Here is an 18,461-nt window from a genome sequence, read left to right as displayed (position 1 = left end):
CAGGGTGCCGCCAGCCTCATCCGGCGCACGTACCGTCGGTGGCTGCCGGCGCTCGCTCCAGACCGACTGGGCGATCCGTCCGACGGCGTTGGGTTGCGTGACCCCTCCGCTCGATCGGACGACGTGCCGGGACGAGGGTCGTGACGACGGTCGATCTCACGTACCATCGGCCGCACAGGTGGTGGGTGGCGGTCCGGGCCGGGCACTGTCGTGGCAGCCGGACCCCTTGGGCCGCGCACGGCTGTCGGGGCGGCGCCCGGCCAGTACGACAGCGCCAGGACACCGCGCACGAGCGACATGACGGGGTGTGGGAATGACACGAACGAGCCGGGACGGCCCCGGGTCCGTCGAGCATGTCGGTGGGGCCGATGTCGATCCGCGCACCCGCGTGCCGACCCAGATGCGTGGCGCGCTGTTCAGCGTCGTCATCCCGGTCTTCAACAGCGGCGACATCATCGGCGCGACGATCGACCGCACGGTGGCCTTCTTCCAGCGGCACGGCCTCGCGTTCGAGATCGTCTGCGTCAACGACGGGAGTCGGGACGACAGCTGGGAGGTGCTCAGGCGCAAGACGGCCGACCAGCCGCACCTCGTCGTGCTGAACCTGCTCCGCAACTACGGTCAGCACAACGCCAACCTGTGCGGGTTGCGGCAGGCGCGTGGTGAATGGGTCGTCACCATGGACGATGACCTGCAGAACCCGCCTGAGGAGATCATCGCCCTCATGGAGGAGGCGGCGGCGCACGATCGCGACGTCGTGTTCGGCGCGTTCGCTCGGAAGCACGCTGCCCGGCACCGACGCGTAGGCAGCCGCGCCATCGGGATGATCAATCGTCGGGTCTTCGGACAGCCCCGGGACCTGGAGGTCTCGAACTTCCGGCTGCTGCGGCGCGACGTGGTCGACCGCATCTGCGCGGACCACTCCGCGTACCCCTACATGACGGGGCTCGCGCTGTTGTACTCCCACAACCGCGGCAACGCGACTGTCGAGCACGTTCCGCGGGCGACCGGGAACAGCAACTACACGCCCGCGCGCATCGCCCGGCTCGTGCTGACGATCCTGTTCAGCTACTCGGCGTTCCCACTGCGGCTGTCTGCGGCGATCGGTGCTGTCGTCGCGCTGCTCGCCTTCCTCGTGGGCGGCGTGTACCTGGTCCTCGGAATCACCGGTCAGACCCGGGTCCCCGGGTGGACGTCGCTGGTCGTGCTGCTGTCGTTCTTCAACGGCGTGACGATCATGATGCTGTCGATGCTGGGTGAGTACGTCGTGCGGACGCTCAACCAGACGAGCTCGCGCGTGCCGTACCACGTCGTCGAGCGCCACGGCGGACGTGGCCGTGCCGACGTCGGCCCGCGTCCATGAGCGCGTCGACGCGGCGGGCAGGATGACCCGTCCCGCCCCCTCGTCCGGCTCGCTGGTCAACGCCACCTACTGGTGGTATGTCGCGCGGGCCGACCTGCTGGAGGTCGCACTCGGCGCCTCGGTGCCCGACGGTGGAGTCGTCGTGGATATCGGCAGTGCCGACGGGCCGAGCGTCGGCTGGCTCGGGGCCCGTGCGCGTCGCATCCCTCTGGACATCGACCCGGCCGTCCTGCCACGGGGCGGGGTGTGTGCGTCGGCGATGGCCCTGCCCTTCGCCGACGGTGTCCTCGACGCGGTCTCGGCCTTCGACGTCATCGAGCACTTCCAGGCCGAGTCCGCGCTGCTCGCCGAGCTGCATCGGGTCGTGCGGCCCGGTGGCCGCCTGCTCCTGTCGGTGCCCGCCTACCGGTGGGCGTGGTCGTCCCACGACGTCGCGGCCGGCCACCACCGGCGGTACACCCGTCGCCGCCTCGTCGCGGCACTCACGGCCGCGGGGTTCGCGCCGGCCCGCGTGACCCATGCGTTCGCGTCGACGTTCCCGTTCTTCGCCGCTGACAGGCTCCGGGAGCGCCTGTTCGATAGGCCCGTGCAGCGCGTCGCGGTCGACGCGCTGCCGTCGTCGGTCGAGCGGATGCTGGTGCGGTGCACGAAGGTCGACGCGTGGCTGCTGCGGTTCGGCGACCTACCGTTCGGCTCGTCGATCCTCGCGACCGCGGTCCGGCATTAGGGTCCGCCTCTCGGATCTGTCGTTCGCCTGGTCGTCTCGGTGACGCTCGACTCCCACCGGCGCAGGGAGCCTGCGGCACGGCGACCGGGGTAGCTGGGACCGAGTGCCGGGCGGGACCGGAGTCGGACCCTAGGTGGTCGCGGCGCGCAGCCGCATCTTGGCCTGCGCGTTGGCGTCCCAGTCCTCTCGTAGCTCGGCTGTGAACCCGCAACGTGCGGCGAGCTCGATGAGGTCGTCGGGGCGGTAGTAGTAGTCCTCCCTCAGCACCTGGTGCTCACGCCCGTCCGTCGCGTTGAACGTGAAGTCGAAGAACGCGTCCGGCGCCATCACCCGGCCGACGTTGGCGAAGCACTCCTCGATGACGTCCAGCGGGCAGTGGGAGAACACGCTGTGCGCGTGCACCACGTCGAAGCCGGCGGACGGCAGCCACGACAGCGTCAGGTCCTGCACGGGTGTCAGGCGCGGCAGCTTGTCCTGCAGCGAGAACTCGACGAGCGTCTGCTGGGCGGCGAACAGCACGTCGGGCGAGATGTCGATGCCGGTGTAGTTGCCGGCGTCGAGGTGGTCGATGAACCGCCAGCCACCGCGCAGGTTGCCGCAACCGATCTCGAGGAGACGGTGGTCGGGACGCAGGCCGTTGGCGACCAGATAGTCGAACTGGTCACGTCCCAGCTCGAGCCAGCGGCGGCGCGACGCGCTGCCGACGGCCAGGTCGGGGTCGTCGGCGACGTTCTGCCGCATCACCTCACGGTAGAAGCTGACGTGGTCGCGGTTGCGGATGCCGAGGCCCATGTTGCGTGCCAGCCGCCGGACGTGTGGGAGCACGCGATCGGGGTGCGCCATGGCGTAGCGCAGCTGGTGGACGAGTCGGTCTCGCTGTTTGGTCACCACACGGAACCCATCCGTGTCGAGCTCAGTTCTGCTGTGGGCGGCGTCGGGGCTTGCGGCCGCGTCCCTGCCTCCCACGGCCACCGCCGCCGCCCCGTCGCTCCTTGCGGCGCGCGCGCATCAGCTTGCGGTACGCCTTGACGATCTCCTCGGGCTCGCCGTCGGCGACCAGTCGGCCGTGGTCCAGCCAGAGCACGCGCGAGCACATCTTGACGATGGCGGCGGCCTTGTGGCTGACGATGAACACGGTGCCCGACGCGGCCAGCATCTCGTGGATGCGGTCTTCGCTCTGATACCTGAACTCCTCGTCACCCACGCCGAGCGACTCGTCGATCAGCAGGATGTCCGGAGTCGTGGCGGTGGCGATCGCGAATCCGAGGCGGGCCTTCATGCCTGACGAGTACGCCCGCAGCGGCATGTCGGCGAAGTCGGTCAGGCCCGCGGTCTCGAGGATCTCGTCGACCCGCTCGTGGAGCTCGGCCCTGCTGAACCCCAGCGCGGTCCCGCCGAGGTAGACGTTGCCGTGGCCGGACACGTCGCCGTCGAGCGCCGCGTTGACACCGAGCAGCACCGGGCGCGAGCTGGCGAAGACGCGCCCGTCGGTGGCCGGCTGGAGCCCGGCGATCGCCCGGAGCAGCGTGCTCTTGCCCGATCCGTTGTGGCCGATGATCCCGATCGACTCGCCCGGGCGGACGACGAAGCTGACGTCGCGAACGGCCTCGACGGTGCGCATGCGACGCCGACGGCTCTGCTGCCCGACCAGCACGCGTCGCAGTTCGCGACGCTTGTCGGTCTGGATCCTGTAGGTGACCGACAGGTGGTCGGCCACGACCGACGGCGCGACGTCGGCCGGCCCGGTGCGCGGCGACGTCACGGGTGTCTGCTCCGTGGCCCGGATCGTGGTCTCAGACAAGGCCGTACTCGCTCTCCGCGGCGCGGAAGTACAGGAAGCCGCCGACGAACAGGACAGTGGTCCACGCGATCGCCAGCCACCACTGGGACGGGTTGATCTGGTGGTACATGAAGGCGTCGCGCGAGATGTCGATGACCACGTAGATCGGGTTGATGCGGAGAAACGTCAGCGCGCGCGGCATGTCGGCGAAGCGACCGTCGAGCGGGATCAGGACGCCCGACACGTAGAACAGGATCCGCAGCATGTACGGCAGGAACTGCTGTGTGTCGCGGAAGTGGAACGTGAACCGCGCGACGAACATCGCGAAGCCGAGGTTCATGAAGGTCTGCAGGATGACGATCGGCACGACCAGCAGCCACGTCGCCGACGGCCGCACGCCGGTGGTCACCACGACCACGAACATCACTGCGAGCGCGAAGGTGTGCGAGATACCTTCCTCGATCAGCGCCGACAGCGGCAGCGCCGCTCTCGGGAAGCTGATGTTCTGCACGAGCTGGCGGTTGCGCACGATGATGCTGGCGCCCGTGCGCATCGCCGTGCGCGCGTAGTTGAAGGTGATGACGCCGATGATCAGGAACGCCACGTAGTTGTCGACGCCACCCCGTGAGATGCCCAGGATCACGCCGAAGATCATGTAGTAGATGCCGGTCAGCAGGAGCGGGTTGAGCAGGTGCCACAGCTGGCCGAGCACCGTGTCCTGGTTCTGCGCCCGCAGGTCGTTGAGCGGCACGGTGATGATGAAGTTGCGCCAACGCCACAGGTCGCGCACGTACGTGACCAGGGAGTCGCGCGCACCGATCCGTCGCAGGCGGGGCCACGCCCCGACCGGGTCGGCGGGGATGTCTGGAGCATCTGGTTCGAGGGACTCGAACAGCTCACGTTCGAGCAGCTCGGCTTTCGACACCGGTTCTGCGCTCCCTGCGGATCGACGACGGGGCGATGCCGGCCGCCTCGACACCACCATCGCACTGTACCGTCGGATGGGTGCGGGCCGCGCACCGCGGCCGCGGCGGTCCGTGCACGGGGATCGTCCGGCGGTCGCCCGATGCTAGCATTCCCCGCGCCGCCAGCGACGCTCCCACGATTGCGAGACCATGGACCTCCACCACCTGCGCAGCGCGCCCAAGGAGTGGCTCGGCCGCATGCGGCTGGCCTTCGAGCTGGCCGCACCCCGGCGGTACCTGTTCATCATGAGCCACATGCGCAGCTACTCGTCGCTGCTGTGCCACATCCTCAACAGCAACCCCGAGGTCGCCGGCTACGTCGAGATGCACGAGTCGTACACGACCAGCCTCGACCTGTTCAAGCTGACGATGCGGGTCCGGGAGCTGACCGGCGAGCAACTGCACTCAGGGCAGTACCTGCTCGACAAGCTGCTGTTCAACTACGAGATCGGCGACCAGATGCTGGCGCGCGACGACATCGTCATGCTGTTCACCATCCGTGAGCCCGAGAAGTCGATCCGCAGCATCATCGCGATGGGGCGCAAGCGCAAGAAGCCGGACTGGAAGAGCCGGCCCGACCGCGTCGTCGACTACTACGCCCGCCGGCTGGGCCGGCTGACCGAGCTCGCAGCCGCCAAGCCGCGGCGCAGCCTGTTCTTCGAGGCCGACCAGCTGATCGACGACACGCCCGCGCTGCTCGACGCGTTCGGGTCGTTCCTCGAGCTCAAGCAGCCGCTGCGATCCACCTACGAGGCGTTCGAGTATACGGGCAGACCGAAGTTCGGTGACCCGTCGAAGTTCATCAACTCCGGTCGCATCGTGCGCGACCGTGTCGACTACGACGAGGTCGACATCCCCGGCGAGCTCATGGACAGGGCGTGGATGGCGTTCGAGGACGCGCGCAAGGTGCTGGCCGACAGCTGCGAGGTCAACGCGTCTCGCTCGTACACCCGGGGGGCCGTCCGGCCGACCTGACGGGCGGCCGTGGGCGGTGACCCTCACCGCGGCAGCGCGGGTATGTGACCCCCGATCCAGGGGAGCGGAGGCGATCTACCGCTCCAGCCCGAGCCGGTGCAGGACGGCGTGCCGGCGGACCTGCGCGGTGGTCAACCGGGCCGCGACCGGGTGGTCGTCGTGCGCGCGTCCCTGGCCGAGGCCGGGCAGAGCCTTCCACCGCTGGCGGAAGTTGGCGTAGCTGTCGAACAGCTCGTCGGGGATCGCCACGCCCGTGCGGCGGGGCTCGTAGCCGTAGTGGGCCATCTCCCGGCTGGTGGTCTGCTCGATGAACGCGACCTCCTCGAGGGTCAGCACGCTGTTCCACGACTGCAGGGCGGCGTGGGTCACCGGCTGCATCAGCTTCGGGTGGTACTTGGAGCGCTGCGGTGTGGGGATGTCGGTGTCGCCACGGTGGAACTGCAGCATCGCGTCGAGCCCGTCGTGGGACAGCCCGAGGAAGGTGCACATGTGGCTGAGCACGCCCGCGGGATCGTCGACCAGGTCCTCGTAGCGGATCTCCAGGAACTGGTCGTCGCGGTAGCGACGCAGTGCCTGCCGCCCGGCCCTGACCGAGTACAGCCAGCGGTCGACGGCGCCGGCGACCGTGCCGTCGTACCAGCTGTCGAGCCAGCCCAGCTTCTTCATCGACGCCACGACTGCACGCGGGTCACGGACGATCCCGACGAACTGCGCGTCCGGGAACATGTCGAGGATCGCGGGCAGCTCCTGCACGTACTTCGGCCGCTTGTCACCCCAGCGCGGCTTGTCGAAGCGTTCGGCGAACAGCTTCAGCGCGGTGCCGACGAGCGAGCCGACGGTGGGTGACGCGTTCGACAGCGCCTGGATGGCCTCGTCGCGTGGCAGCTCGAGGCGGTCGAACTGCGTCCGCTTGCGCGTGACGATCCACTTGGCGAGGCGCCTGCGGTTGTCGGCGTCGCGCAGATCGCCGAACGTCGTCCGCTGGCGGTAGGACTCGACCACGAAGTGGGTCTCGCGCGGGAGCGCCAGGACGGGATGCGCGTTGAGCATCGACCGGAGCAGCGTGGTGCCACTGCGCGGGCAGCCGCCCACGAACACGGGACGGTCATCGGTGCGCAGGACCGCGGCGCGTTCGACCACGCCCGAAACTGCAGACCTGACAGGGTGTCGCACGGATGACGGCACAGTGAGAGGGAGAGGCATGAGCGGTGTGGAAGCCTACGCCGGGCGAGGGAGGTGCCGCAAACGCCCAGCGGGACGTCACACGGCCTCCCCGTGGGTGACGTGCGTCCGGCGCGCGTGTCCGTCCGGTTACAGCGGGATCGAGGAAGCGGTAACCACGCGCTGATAAGCTGCGGAGGATCTGTGGGCCCGACGTCCACATGCTTTCCGGTGCGCCGATCGGCGGCATCACCAACTCACCTCAGCTTCAGGAGGTTGCTGCACGTGGATTCGAACGGGGCTCGAGCAGTGTCCGAGCCGCGCCGGGGGGACCACGAAGCCGACGTCGCCTCTGAACCCGCGACCGCCGACCGGTCCGGGGCGCCGAAGCTGACCCTCGTCGTCGCCATCTACAACGTCGAGCCGTACCTGCGGCAGTGCTTCGACTCGATCCTCGACCAGCGCTTCACCGACATCGAGGTCATCGCGGTCAACGACGCGTCGACCGACAACTCGCCGCGCATCGTCGAGGAGTACGCACAGGGCGACGACCGGGTGATCCCGGTGATGCTCGAACGGAACGCGGGCCTGGGCAATGCCCGTAACGTCGGACTTGAGCGTGCCCGTGGCGAGTACGTCATGTTCATCGACAGTGACGACTGGCTCGAGGGCAACAGCCTCGAGGTCATCGTCCGGCGGCTCGAGAAGACGACGCCCGACGTCATGTTCTTCAACCACGCCCGCGCATACTGGAACGGCAGGGTCCAGCGCAACGTAAGGCAGGAGATCCTCAGCGAGCCGGGCCCGACGGTCTTCACGCTGCGCGAGCGCCCCGACGTCATGCACCTGCTGATGGTGGCGTGGAACAAGGCCTACCGCACGGCGTTCCTCCGTGACCTCGGACAACGCTTCATGCCCGGGTACTACGAAGACCTGCCGGTCACCTATCCGGTGCTCATGGCCGCCGAGCGGATCAGCCTGCTCGACCGCGTCTGCTACTTCTACCGCCAGCGCCGCACGGGTGCGATCACGAAGACGCCCGGGCGCCGCCACTTCGAGGTGTTCGACAAGTACGAGAACATCTTCGCGTTCATGGACGCGCACCCAGAGCTCGACGAGTTCCGACCCGCCATGTTCGAGCGCATGATCTGGCACTACCTCATCATCCTGGCCCAGACCGGCAGGCGGGTCCGCCAGGAGGACCGCGCGGAGTTCTTCCACGACGTCGCTGCGCACTACGCGCGGTACGAGCCACCTGGCTTCGAGCCGCCGGCGTCGCTGGAGGAGCGTCTCAAGTACGACATGCTCAAGCGCGACGCGTACACCGCCTTCCAGGCCTTCAAGACCGCGAACGGCGTGCGCCTGACGGTTCGCTCCCGCGGGCGGAAGGCCGTCGCGCGGCTGCGCAAGTTCGTCCGGCAGTCGATCATCAACTACCGCCTCGCGCGCTACCGGCTGTTCCTGCGCGAGCCGATCGACGAGAACCTCGCGGTCTTCGCCGCCTACTGGTACCGCGGCTACACCTGCAACCCGCGCGCCATCTACGAGAAGATGCGCGAGCTCGCCCCGCACATCCGCGGCGTGTGGGTCCTGCAGGGCGACGTGACCGATCGGCTGCCCCCGGGGGTGCCGTACGTCATCGAGGGATCGATCGAGTACTACCGCGTGCTCGCGCGTGCCAAGTACTTCGTCAACAACGTCAACTTCCCCAACTTCATGATCAAGCGGCGGGGGCAGATCCACCTGGAGACGCAGCACGGCACGCCCCTGAAGACCATGGGTGTCAAGCTGCGCGAGTTCCCCGTCGCAGCCAAGCGCATGAACTTCGCCAAGCTGCTCGAGCGCGCCGACCGGTGGGACTACACCCTTTCGATGAACCGCTTCTCGACCGAGGTCTGGAAGCGTGACTTCCCCTGTGACTACGAGATGCTGGAGTACGGCTACCCGCGCAACGACTGGCTGCACGATCCGGATCCGGAGGAGATCGCCCGGCTGCGCAGGGAGCTCGGCATCCCCGAGGGGCGGATCGCCGTGCTGTACGCGCCGACCTTCCGTGACTACCAGACGAGCTTCAGCCTGCAGCTCGATCTCGAGCGGCTGTGCGGCGAGATCAGCGATGAGCACGTCGTCCTCCTCCGTGCGCACTACTTCTACGACGACGAGGCGCAGAACGACACGATCCGGCGGTTGGTGCGCACCGGCAAGCTGATCGACGTCTCGCACCATCCCGAGACCGCGGAGGTCCTCCTGGCGTCGGACATGCTGATCACCGACTACTCGTCGGTCATGTTCGACTACGCCAACCTCGGCCGGCCGATCATCATCTACGCCCACGACTGGGACATCTACAAGGTCGTGCGCGGGGTCAACTTCGACCTCATGGCCGAACCGCCGGGTGCGCTGGCCACGACCGAGGACGAGCTGATCGAGATCTTCAGGTCGCGGTCCTACAAATCGGCCGACGCAGACCGCCTGCTGCACCGCTTCCGCGCGCGCTTCTGCATGTTCGACGACGGCAACGCCGCGGAGCGCACCGTGCGTCGCGTGTTCCTCGGTGAGCAGGTCCCGCCACCCCGCCCGAAGCTGCCGGAGGAGCCGGCGCACGTCTCGTCGGTGACCGCGGCGGGCGAGGTCGACACGGTCGGCCCGTAGCCGGGCACCGGTTCGCGCCGAGGGACACTGCCGGCACGCGAGTGACATGCTCGAACGTGTCCTTCGGCCCCCGAGCGTGTCCCTCGGCAAGGCCGGCGCCTTCGCTCGCGCACCAGGCCGATGCCGACCGGGGAGCGCCCGGCATCCAGCGCTCGCAGGCCTGTCCTCGACGACCCTTTGCTCTAGGACACGTCGGCGGTCGCGCGGTCTGACGCGGCGGCCGCCACCGGCCAGCCATAGCGGCGCTCCATGATGCGGTCGCGGCGGCGTCGTCGCGCCGACCACAGCCTGCGGCGCAGCACCTCGTCGGCGTACCGCGCGAGGTGGACAGCTGGCGGCGCGGGTCGGCTCCCGTGCGACAGCTCGTAGCCGTACCGGCGAAGCCGGTCGCCGGCCACCGCCTCCATCAGGCGCAGCTCCCATGGTTCGAGGTCAGACGCCCACCGCTGCACGGCACTCGCGTTGACCTCCCGGCGCGTGTTGCGGTGCCAGGTCTTGCCCTCCGGCACGGCTACACGCGAGACCCGGTGCGGCTCGAGCATCGCAGGATCGAAGTCCTCGCCGAGCCAGGTCGTCAGGCGGCGCAGCTCGGGCTCCGGGTCGGCGATGAGGTCCTCGTAGCGCACCTCGGTGTACTGGTCCGGGGCGAGCGTCGCGCGGGCCCGTTCGCCGTTCTCGATGGCATCGACCCAGGTGCGGATCGCGGCGTACGTGGATCTCCGCCACCACGGCATGCGCTTGAGCGAGCTGACGCAGTCACGGCCGTCGCGGATGATGTGGATGATCTGCGCGTCGGGGAACAGCCGCAGCACCATGTCCAGCCGGTCGATGTAGGCGGGCCGCTTGTCGCCCCATCGCGGCTTGTCGAACCGTGCTGCATACGCCTCGAACACCGTCGCGAGCAGCGACCCGATCGTCGGGTCGGCCTGACGCATCCGGCGACGCAGGTCGTCGGGCTCCACGCCGAGGTGCTCGAGGCGCATCCAGCGGCGCTTGATGATGAACGTCGCGACCCGGTCACGGTTGCGGCGCAGCCTGAGGTCACCGAAGCGCAGGCGCCGGGCGTAGATCGGGAACACGAAGCGGTTCTCCGGCGGGATCGCGATGCGGGGATGGGAATGCAGCATGAGCTGCAACAGCGTGGTGCCCGAACGCGGGCAACCCACGATGATGATCGGCCGAAGCTCTGCCCCTACGCGCTGTCGTGACGCGCTCATGTCGTGTGTCTCCTGCCGTTCCTGGCCTGCGAGGGGCGGCGGTCACGTCCGCGGTGGGTCGGTCGAAGATCCGGGCAGACGCCGGGGACGTGATCGCTGCCTCGAGCACTCACAGGATGGGAGGACGCCCGAGGCGCGTCATGCGAGCGACGGTCCGCCATGACATCGGGGCCCGCGGCCCACGCGGATGCCTGAAGCCGTCGATGAAGCCTCGCAGCGACGGCTCGAGCCCGTCCCGGCCGCCACGCACCAGCGTCAGCGCAGTCCACAACGTCAGGTAGACCGCCGCCACCGCCCAGGGAAGGTGGCGGCGGGCCAGCAGCACCCGGTTGCGTGCCGTCAGGTAGTGGTACCGGGCGTGGCGCACCGGGGTCATGGCCGGGTGGTGGACGATCAGGTCGCCGGCGTAGCGGATGTGCCACCCTGCGTCGAGCGCCCGCCACGCCAGGCTCGTCTCCTCGTGCGCGTACTCGAAGTCGTCGGGTAGCCATCCGACCTCGTCGAAGACGGCGCGCCGGATGATCGAGGCGCCGCCCAGGAACGTCGTGACCTCGGAGCCGACGCCGGGGTCGCCGACGCGCAGCCGCGGGACGTGGCGTCGGGCCGTTGGCTGGCCGTCGGGATCGACGATGCGCAGCGACACGATGCCCAGCCGGGACTCGGCGGTGAAGCACCGGACCGCCGTCGCGAGCAGGCGATCGTCGGCGAGTGACGCGTCGTCGTCGAGGAACAGCAGCAGATCGCCCGCCACGAGCCGTGCGCCGTCGTTGCGGCCGCCGGGGATGCCGAGGTTCCGCCCTGCGACGTGGACGCGGGCGTCCGGGGGTGCGGCGAGTGGCTCAGCGGCGTTGACGACAACCAGGCAGTCGACGTCGACGTCACGTTGTCCCGTCACCGACGCGACCGCGCGGGCCAGCTCGTCGGGCCGGTCGCCCATGGTGAGGATCACGCAGCCGACCTTCACGGCGTCCGCCCGTGCGTCGTCAGACCATCCTGCGCAAGGGCGCGGACCCGCTGCGTGGCCGAGACCACCACGAGCAGGGCGACCCACAGGGCGAGGGTGAGGCTGACACCGCCGACCAGCCCGGCCAGTGACGCGACCATGAGCGCCAGTGTGCGCCCCTCCCAGCCGCCGGCCAGCAGGTCGACCGGCCTCGGTGCCGGTGCTGGCCCCCGCCGGTACGCCAGGTCGTAGTGGTGGGCCGCGACGGCTGCGAGCAGCGCGAACGCGGCGGGCGGCATGCCGGTCCGCCACGCCAGGACGATCAGCGTCCCGTACTCCCCGGCGTGCAGCAGCGGCGGCACGGCCCAGCGCAGGTGGCCGTGTCCACGACCTCCTGCGGACAGCGCACCGAGCAGGACGAACACGCCGACGCCGACGGCTGAGCTGGTCGAGGTGCGGGCGCCGTCGACGGCGAGGCCGTTGGCGAGCGCCGTGCAGCCGATGACGGTCGTCCACACGGGCGGCAGTCGGTCTGGCGCGAGGCGCCCCAGCGCACGCGCGAGGGGACCGTCGTCGCGGTGGGAGGTGAGCGCCGCGGTCATCTCGCCACCTCGCCCGCGGCCGCCTCGTCGGTCGTCGGAGCCAATCCGGCCGGACCCGTCCGCGTCGGCGAGCGACCGCAGGATGCGGCCCGTGACCATGTAGACGGCCGCCACGCCGCCCCACCCGAGCAGGGCGACGAAGGTCGTGCGTGGACCGGCGACCGCGGCCGTGATCGAGATCAGTGCGAACCGCTCGCCGATCGGCAGCACGATGATGCGCTTGATCCAGCGCAGCCACGACCGCTCGAGCGTCGCGGCGGTGCGAACCCCTGCAAGGCCCACCTGGCCCGTGACGCCGACGGTCCAGCCGCTCTCCGCGCCCGGCGCACCAGGATCGGGTCCGTGCTGGGCGGCGTACGCGAAGTCGGTCTGGTGGCGCAGAGCCAGCAGCGCCAGTGCGCAGCTGGCGAGCAGCCAGATGCCCGGCTCGCCGTCTTGCGCGCCACCCACGGCGAGGCCGGCGTAGATGACGAGCTCCTTGGCGCGGTCCGACACCGCGTCCAGCCAGGCGCCCAAGGGTGTGCCGGTGCCGGTGTAGCGGGCGAGCTGGCCGTCGACGCAGTCCGCGACGAACGCGGCCTGGACCAGCACGGCGCCGATCACGAGGCCGGGCCGCACGCCCGTCGCGAAGGCCGCCGCGGCGGCGACGGTCAGCGCATTCGACACGGCGGTCACCTGGTTGGGCGTGATCCGCCGGGCGGCCGCCCATCGGACGAGGTGCGGCGACCAGGAGCTGACGAGGAAGGTCGCGAAGAACCCGTCCTCGTCCTTGACCGCCGCGTCCATCCGCGCGTCGTCGGCCACGCCGGTCACGCCGTCCGGGTCGACGACGCGGGGCGGGTGGGGGCGGTGCCGTCCAGGGTCATCGAAGTCGCTGGGAGCTGAGGATGGCGATGGGGTGCCCGACCGCAACGATCGCGGCGGCGACGGTGGCGACGGCGAGCAACGCGCGAGATCCGACGGCCTCGCCGGTTGCCACGTCGACGACGGCCGCGACCACTGCGAGCAGCGACAGCTCGACGCCGCCGATGATCCGGTGGATCGGCACGGCCGCGAACACACGGCGGACGCCACGCAGGGTGCTCGTGCCGGGCGCCGCGTCGCGCTCGGCGTCGACGGGCAGGCCCGCGGACACCCGTGCGACGACGACCAGGTCGGTCTCGACCTTCGACAGCAGCGCGAGCACCGCGGTGGCGAGCCCGACGACGGTGCCGAGCCCGATCGCGGCGTATCCGCCGTCGACCCGGACGCCCAGGGCGGCGAGCAGCGCCGCCTCGACCGTGTAGTGGCCCAGACGGTCCAGGTACACGCCTGCCGCGCTGGTCGTCCGTCGCCAGCGCGCCACCTCGCCGTCGACGCAGTCGAGCAGCAGGTAGACCTGGATCGCGGCGGCGGCGGCGATCGCCGTCCACAGCCCCGGCACGGCGAGGACCGCGGCGCCCGCGACACCGACCACGATCATCAGCACCGTCCAGCCGTTGGGCGTGACGGGCAGGCCCAGCACGCGGCGGGTCACGTGCGCAGAAACGCGGCGCATGTACAGCCGGCCCGCCCAGTGCTCGGCGCTACGCCTGCCCACCAGCTCGGCGGGCTGGGAGACGGCCCGCAGCTCAGCGACCGAAGGCGGTGATGAACGCATCGACGCGCTCCTTGACCTGCTGCTTGTCCATCGCGAGGTGCTCGAGGATCGTGAAGCGGTCGGGTCTGGTCTCGGGTGCCTCCAGGACCGCCTCGCAGAACTGCTCCGCCGACAGGCCGAGGTCCTCGGGTACCCGCGGCAGGTCGTGGTGGCGCAGGCACGCGTCGATCAGGCCGACCAGGTCGTCGTCACCGCGCAGCCATGTCGCGAAGAGCGCGCCGAGCCCGACCTGCTCGCCGTGCAGGCCCGGGCTGTCGTGTGAGGCGTCCAGCGCGTGGCTGATCTCGTGGCACGCGCCGCTGCATGGTCGGCTGGTGCGTGCGACCGTCATCGCGATCCCGGACAGGATCAGCGACTCGGCGAGCGTCGACAGGAACGTGTCGTCGGCGACGCTGTCGTCGCGGCGGACCAGCGCGTTGGTGGCGCTGCTGGCCAGCGCGACCGCGAGGCCGTCGATCGGCTCGCCGGTGATCCTGCCGGCGAGCTGCCAGTCGGCGATCGCCGACAGGTTGCTGATGACGTCACCGACGCCCGACCGCGTCTGGCGGGCGGGGGCGTCACGCACGTAGTCGATGTCGACGAACACGGCGATGGGGATGTGAACACCGAACGAGCCCTTGCGCCCGTGGCTCTCCAGCGACGCCACGGGCGATGCGAGGCCGTCGTTGGACAGGTTGGTGGCGACGGCCACGAACGGCAGGCCGGTCATGCTCGCCGCGTACTTGGCGGCGTCGAGGGTCTTGCCACCGCCGATCCCGACGACCGCGTCGTACCACCCGGCCCGCAGGTGGGTGATCAGCTCGAGCGCGCCGTTCAGGCTGCCGCTGGCGATCGGCACGACCGAGCTCGACGGCGCGGTCCGGGTGATGCTCCTGGCGATCTCATCGCCCTGGCCGGGACCCACGGCCACAGCCACGCGGCCGCCGGTGGAGATCCGGCCATCGGCGAGCAGGGGACCGAGGCCGTCGACGGCGCCGGCGCGCACCTCGATGGCGATCGGTGTCGTGACCGTCCGTGCTAGTAGTGGCATGCGATCCCCCGGGCGCGCGCGAGGTCCTCGTGGTTGTCGACCTCGATCCAGGATGCGCCCTTGATGCTGGCGGTGCGGATCTCGCCCCCGCGGTCGGCGAGCTCCTGGTAGCCGTCCTCGTAGTACAGGCTGGTGTCGCGCTCGAAGGTGGCCTGCAGCGCCGCTGCCAGCGGGTCGCTGGCCTCGGGCTCGATCAGGGTGACGCCGATGTACTCACCGTCGACGTCGTCGGGATCGAGGGCCTTGTTGATGTGTGCCAGCACGCCCTCGGACGTCAGGCGGACCTTCATCTCCTCCTCGCCGAGGTGCTTGTCGTCGTCGAGCGCGAGCACGACCGATGCGGCGCCGCGGGCGTCGAGCAGCCTGCGTTCGACGTCGGCCGGGTGCACGGTGTCGCCGTTGACCAGCAGCGCACCGTGGCGGAAGGCGCCACGGGCCAGCCACAGCGAGTAGGCGTTGTTCCAGTCGGCATAGTGGTCATTGAAGACCGGGTGCAGCTCGACGCCGTACCGTGCACGCAGCGCGTCGGCGCTGTCGTCGATCAATGACGCAGCATGACCGGTGACGACGACGACGTCGGTGACGTCGACCGCACGCAGGTTCGCGACGACGATCTCGAAGATCGTGCGGTCGCCGTCGACCGGCAGCAGGGTCTTGGGCAACGTGTCGGTCAGCGGCCTCAGCCGCGTGCCGCCTCCAGCCGCGAGGACGATGCCCCACATGTCTTCTGTCACCTCCGAGTCGTCGTGGACCTGTGCGCCACACGGGCTGGACACGCAGGCTACAGCGACTCGCGGCGGACGACGAGGTTGTGGTGTCGCGTTCGGTGCCTACAGCCATTGACGGTCACCGACACCCCACTGGCTTGCACCGGCGGGCGTCCCCGGACCACACGGCGGCGCGGGTTGCGGCATGAGAATTGCTGTACGGCAAGGTACGTTGTGCTACCTCATGATGCGTCGATGACCGCTGCGGTCTACTCGTCGTCCGGATCACCATGCTGACCGTGCAGGGCGTCAAAGCAATCGCGCGACGATGGGCCCTCCGTCGTGCGCGGCGGGCTGAGCAGGCCGGTGACTTGGACGGAGCGTCGGCTGCGCTGGGTAGAGCGGCCGGGCTGGATCCGTCCAACGCTCGCCTGCAGTTCCGTCTTGGTCGGGTGTTGGAGCGGTCGTGTCGGTGGGAGGCGGCGGCTGAGGCGTATCGGGCTGCGATCGCGTTGGACGATGCGGTCCAGCACTGGCATGGGCGGCTTGCGCGCGTGTTGCGCAGGCTGGGCGACACCGACGGCGTGGCTCACGTCACCGCGACGATGCGCGAATGCGAGCCCGGCATGTCACCGGTCGAGCAGCGGCTCCTCGCCGCCGACCCCGAGCACTTCGAGGCGCGACGCTACCTGGTCGCGTTCGTCACGGCGCACCTCGACGAGATCCATGAGCGTGCAGTGCACGCGCAACCGGCGTCTGCCGAGGCTCCGTACCGGGTGTGGGTCTACTGGGGTCAAGGGATGGCGGAGGCGCCCCCGGTGGTCCGTCGCTGCCACATGGAGCTGATCCGGCACCACGGTGCCGACGAGGTCGTCGTGCTCGATGATGATGCCATCGACAGGTACGCCGACATCCCTGGATATGTGCACGATCGGACACGCAACTCACGGACCAAGTTCTCCGACGTCCTGCGGCTCGACCTGCTCGCCCGGCACGGCGGTGTCTGGCTCGACGCGACGTGCCTGGTCCGTGAGAACATGATCGCGATGCTGCCCGACCTCTTGTCGTCCGGGTTCTTCGCGCCACGTTACCGGACGGCACGGATCTCGAGCTGGTTCATGGCAAGTCCACCCGGCCACCGCGTGATCGAGGCGCTCCGGTGGGCGCAGATCATCTACTGGCGCCACCACGACCGCCCCATCGACTACTACGTGCTGCATCACCTGTTCGAGGCACTGTCCCATCTGCACCCGGAGGTCACGGCATGCTGCCAGAACATGCCGTGGATGAGCTCGCAACGGCTGACCCGGTTCAAGGATCGGATGCTGAAGCCGTATGACGCCGACCGGTTTCGCACACTGCTCGACGTGGCTCCCGTGCACAAGCTCACATACAAGATCTCGCCGGAGGTCGACACCGGCGGAACGATGCTGGACCACCTCCTGCGCACGGGCGCGCCACACTGACGACTGTGACGCCGGGGCGCGCGTCGGACGCTGGTACAGGGTGGTGGGCGATCCGGTGATCTCGCCGTCCGGCCGCGCAAGACGCGCGGCGGCGTCCGGGCGGCCGCGGCCCGGCGCCCACCGTCGTCAGGCCTCCGTCGCGGCGGCGAGCTCGGCGAGCCACTGCATGAACGCCAGGGCTCCGACGACGGGGCCGACCGCTCGGGCCACAGCACGTAGTGCGACTGCCGCATCGGCACGAGGACAGCGACCGCCCGGCTCACGCGTCCGGCGGCCAGCGCGCCGCGGGCGAAGCGTTCCGGGACGATCGCAGACATCGCGCTCGTCGCGGCGACCTCGATCGCCGCAACCGACGTGTCCAGCGTCACCCCGTCGGACTGCGGGGTGACCCCGGCGTCGGCGAACATCCGCAGCCAGAGGTCTTCGAAGCCGAGCACATACACGCGTGGCCGCGCCGCGAGGTCGGCGACGCAAGTCACGTCCCCGTACCGCTCGCAGTGGCGTGGCCCGCGGGCCGGCAGCGGTGGCGTCCTGTACCGCATCAGCGCGGAACCCAACGCCCAGGATCGGGCGCGAGCAACAGATTTCGCGGGGCTCAGGCACCGACCTGATCGCTTGATCGTGGCACGGCCAGCGGCCAAGACTCTGGGTGACGCCACGGTGCGGGTGGTGACCCCACCACCTGCGCACAGCGGTCAGGAGCTGGCGTGAAGGTCCGGTTCGTCGGGCTGGGCAACGTCGGGCACCTGGTCGCGTTGGACGAGGCACTGACGACCGCGGGGCTCGCCGGCGCGGACCTCGCCAACGTCTTACGAGGCGATCGGGATCTCCTCGGGCAACTCCTTCGTCCACGAGTCCGAAGGCCAGGTCGTCCTCAACGCAAGCCGCGACATCAACGTCACCATGGACCCGGTGCACAAGGACCGCTCCCTGTTCGCCGTGCTCGCGGCCCGCTGTGGCGTGGCAATCGACCTCGCACTGGTCATCGTCGACGTCGTCACCGATGCGCTCCACCGCTACGGACCCCGCGAGCGGTCGCCCAACGTCGTGCGCCGTCTCGAGAACCCCACCGGGCTGGCCCTGCGCACACCCGGGTTCCCGCCGATATCGTCGACGACGGGACGCCCGAGTCCGGGTGCGAGGTGATCGTCGCACAATCCCGTCCCGACATCTGAAGGAGGCTCGCAATGGACCAGACGTCCACCACGGCCGTGGCGCAGGCTGCTGCGGCCGG

Annotated in this window: 16 protein-coding genes; 6 read left to right on the top strand and 10 right to left on the bottom strand. The window is 69.8% G+C overall.

Features of this window, described 5'->3' with window-relative positions; all coding sequences use genetic code 11:
- The first annotated feature begins 313 nt into the window (after positions 1-313).
- Both VK923_02040 and VK923_02035 read left to right on the top strand, forming a co-directional pair.
- The gene (locus VK923_02040; GenBank protein HSJ43447.1) at positions 314-1,363 is read left to right on the top strand and encodes a glycosyltransferase family 2 protein; all 1,050 of its coding nucleotides are present in this window, start codon (positions 314-316) and stop codon (positions 1,361-1,363) included.
- Positions 1,338-2,090, top strand: coding sequence for a methyltransferase domain-containing protein (locus VK923_02035; protein HSJ43446.1), 753 nt, complete (start codon positions 1,338-1,340; stop codon positions 2,088-2,090). The genes VK923_02040 and VK923_02035 overlap by 26 nt, the downstream gene beginning before the upstream one ends.
- A 129-nt stretch (positions 2,091-2,219) precedes the next feature.
- Here the strand turns inward: VK923_02035 and VK923_02030 are convergent, their stop codons facing one another.
- From VK923_02030 to VK923_02020, 3 genes are read right to left on the bottom strand one after another with little or no spacing between them, the layout of a single operon-like run.
- Positions 2,220-2,978 carry a class I SAM-dependent methyltransferase gene (locus tag VK923_02030; GenBank protein ID HSJ43445.1) on the bottom strand — a complete coding sequence of 253 codons (759 nt, stop codon included), beginning with the start codon at positions 2,976-2,978 and terminating at the stop codon, positions 2,220-2,222.
- A gap of 25 nt (positions 2,979-3,003) precedes the next feature.
- On the bottom strand, positions 3,004-3,891 hold the full coding sequence (locus tag VK923_02025; GenBank protein ID HSJ43444.1) for an ABC transporter ATP-binding protein: 888 nt from the start codon (positions 3,889-3,891) through the stop codon (positions 3,004-3,006).
- The gene (locus tag VK923_02020; GenBank protein ID HSJ43443.1) at positions 3,884-4,795 is read right to left on the bottom strand and encodes an ABC transporter permease; all 912 of its coding nucleotides are present in this window, start codon (positions 4,793-4,795) and stop codon (positions 3,884-3,886) included. The genes VK923_02025 and VK923_02020 overlap by 8 nt, the downstream gene beginning before the upstream one ends.
- Before the next feature lie 190 nt (positions 4,796-4,985).
- On the opposite strand from VK923_02020, the gene VK923_02015 reads away from it, so the two are divergent.
- Positions 4,986-5,810 (top strand): hypothetical protein, encoded by an 825-nt coding sequence (locus VK923_02015; protein ID HSJ43442.1) that lies wholly within the window; start codon positions 4,986-4,988, stop codon positions 5,808-5,810.
- A gap of 75 nt (positions 5,811-5,885) precedes the next feature.
- Here the strand turns inward: VK923_02015 and VK923_02010 are convergent, their stop codons facing one another.
- A complete protein-coding gene (locus VK923_02010; protein HSJ43441.1) occupies positions 5,886-6,950 on the bottom strand; it encodes a sulfotransferase in 1,065 nt (354 codons plus the stop codon).
- Positions 6,951-7,256: 306 nt separating this feature from the next.
- Between VK923_02010 and VK923_02005 the strand changes: the two genes are divergently transcribed.
- A complete protein-coding gene (locus tag VK923_02005; GenBank protein ID HSJ43440.1) occupies positions 7,257-9,623 on the top strand; it encodes a CDP-glycerol glycerophosphotransferase family protein in 2,367 nt (788 codons plus the stop codon).
- 182 nt (positions 9,624-9,805) lie between these two features.
- Here the strand turns inward: VK923_02005 and VK923_02000 are convergent, their stop codons facing one another.
- The 6 genes from VK923_02000 to VK923_01975 all read right to left on the bottom strand — a co-directional run bounded on the left by VK923_02000 (position 9,806) and on the right by VK923_01975 (position 15,788).
- Positions 9,806-10,840: a sulfotransferase gene (locus VK923_02000; GenBank protein HSJ43439.1), complete on the bottom strand. Its 1,035-nt coding sequence runs from the start codon at positions 10,838-10,840 to the stop codon at positions 9,806-9,808.
- A 109-nt stretch (positions 10,841-10,949) separates the two neighbouring features.
- Entirely contained in the window at positions 10,950-11,789 is an 840-nt protein-coding gene (locus tag VK923_01995; protein HSJ43438.1) for a glycosyltransferase, read from the bottom strand.
- Positions 11,790-11,800: 11 nt separating this feature from the next.
- Positions 11,801-13,189 (bottom strand): DUF5941 domain-containing protein, encoded by a 1,389-nt coding sequence (locus VK923_01990; GenBank protein HSJ43437.1) that lies wholly within the window; start codon positions 13,187-13,189, stop codon positions 11,801-11,803.
- A 58-nt stretch (positions 13,190-13,247) separates the two neighbouring features.
- Positions 13,248-14,024 carry a CDP-alcohol phosphatidyltransferase family protein gene (locus VK923_01985; protein HSJ43436.1) on the bottom strand — a complete coding sequence of 259 codons (777 nt, stop codon included), beginning with the start codon at positions 14,022-14,024 and terminating at the stop codon, positions 13,248-13,250.
- Positions 13,996-15,054 carry an iron-containing alcohol dehydrogenase family protein gene (locus VK923_01980; GenBank protein ID HSJ43435.1) on the bottom strand — a complete coding sequence of 353 codons (1,059 nt, stop codon included), beginning with the start codon at positions 15,052-15,054 and terminating at the stop codon, positions 13,996-13,998. The genes VK923_01985 and VK923_01980 overlap by 29 nt, the downstream gene beginning before the upstream one ends.
- Positions 15,042-15,788, bottom strand: coding sequence for a phosphocholine cytidylyltransferase family protein (locus tag VK923_01975; GenBank protein HSJ43434.1), 747 nt, complete (start codon positions 15,786-15,788; stop codon positions 15,042-15,044). Before VK923_01975 ends, VK923_01980 begins: the two co-directional genes overlap by 13 nt.
- Positions 15,789-16,315: 527 nt before the next feature.
- Here VK923_01975 and VK923_01970 point away from each other — a divergent pair.
- Both VK923_01970 and VK923_01965 read left to right on the top strand, forming a co-directional pair.
- The gene (locus VK923_01970) at positions 16,316-17,227 is read left to right on the top strand and encodes a capsular polysaccharide synthesis protein (GenBank protein ID HSJ43433.1); all 912 of its coding nucleotides are present in this window, start codon (positions 16,316-16,318) and stop codon (positions 17,225-17,227) included.
- A 903-nt stretch (positions 17,228-18,130) separates the two neighbouring features.
- The gene (locus VK923_01965) at positions 18,131-18,373 is read left to right on the top strand and encodes a hypothetical protein (GenBank protein ID HSJ43432.1); all 243 of its coding nucleotides are present in this window, start codon (positions 18,131-18,133) and stop codon (positions 18,371-18,373) included.
- Positions 18,374-18,461 lie beyond the last annotated feature (88 nt).

This window comes from Euzebyales bacterium, from assembly GCA_035461305.1.
In the GTDB taxonomy this organism is placed as follows: Bacteria; Actinomycetota; Nitriliruptoria; order Euzebyales; family JAHELV01; genus JAHELV01.
Note: the sequence above shows the minus strand (reverse complement) of the source record. Positions and strands in the feature narration are given on the sequence as shown.

What these genes read in the sequence shown, in the direction of transcription:
- VK923_02040 (HSJ43447.1), top strand. Translation starts at nt 314, where the DNA reads ATGACACGAACGAGCCGGGACGGCCCCGGGTCCGTCGAGCATGTCGGT.
- VK923_02015 (HSJ43442.1), top strand. Translation starts at nt 4,986, where the DNA reads ATGGACCTCCACCACCTGCGCAGCGCGCCCAAGGAGTGGCTCGGCCGC.
- VK923_02000 (HSJ43439.1), bottom strand. Translation starts at nt 10,840, where the DNA reads ATGAGCGCGTCACGACAGCGCGTAGGGGCAGAGCTTCGGCCGATCATC.
- VK923_01985 (HSJ43436.1), bottom strand. Translation starts at nt 14,024, where the DNA reads ATGCGTTCATCACCGCCTTCGGTCGCTGAGCTGCGGGCCGTCTCCCAG.
- VK923_01980 (HSJ43435.1), bottom strand. Translation starts at nt 15,054, where the DNA reads ATGCCACTACTAGCACGGACGGTCACGACACCGATCGCCATCGAGGTG.
- VK923_01965 (HSJ43432.1), top strand. Translation starts at nt 18,131, where the DNA reads ATGGACCCGGTGCACAAGGACCGCTCCCTGTTCGCCGTGCTCGCGGCC.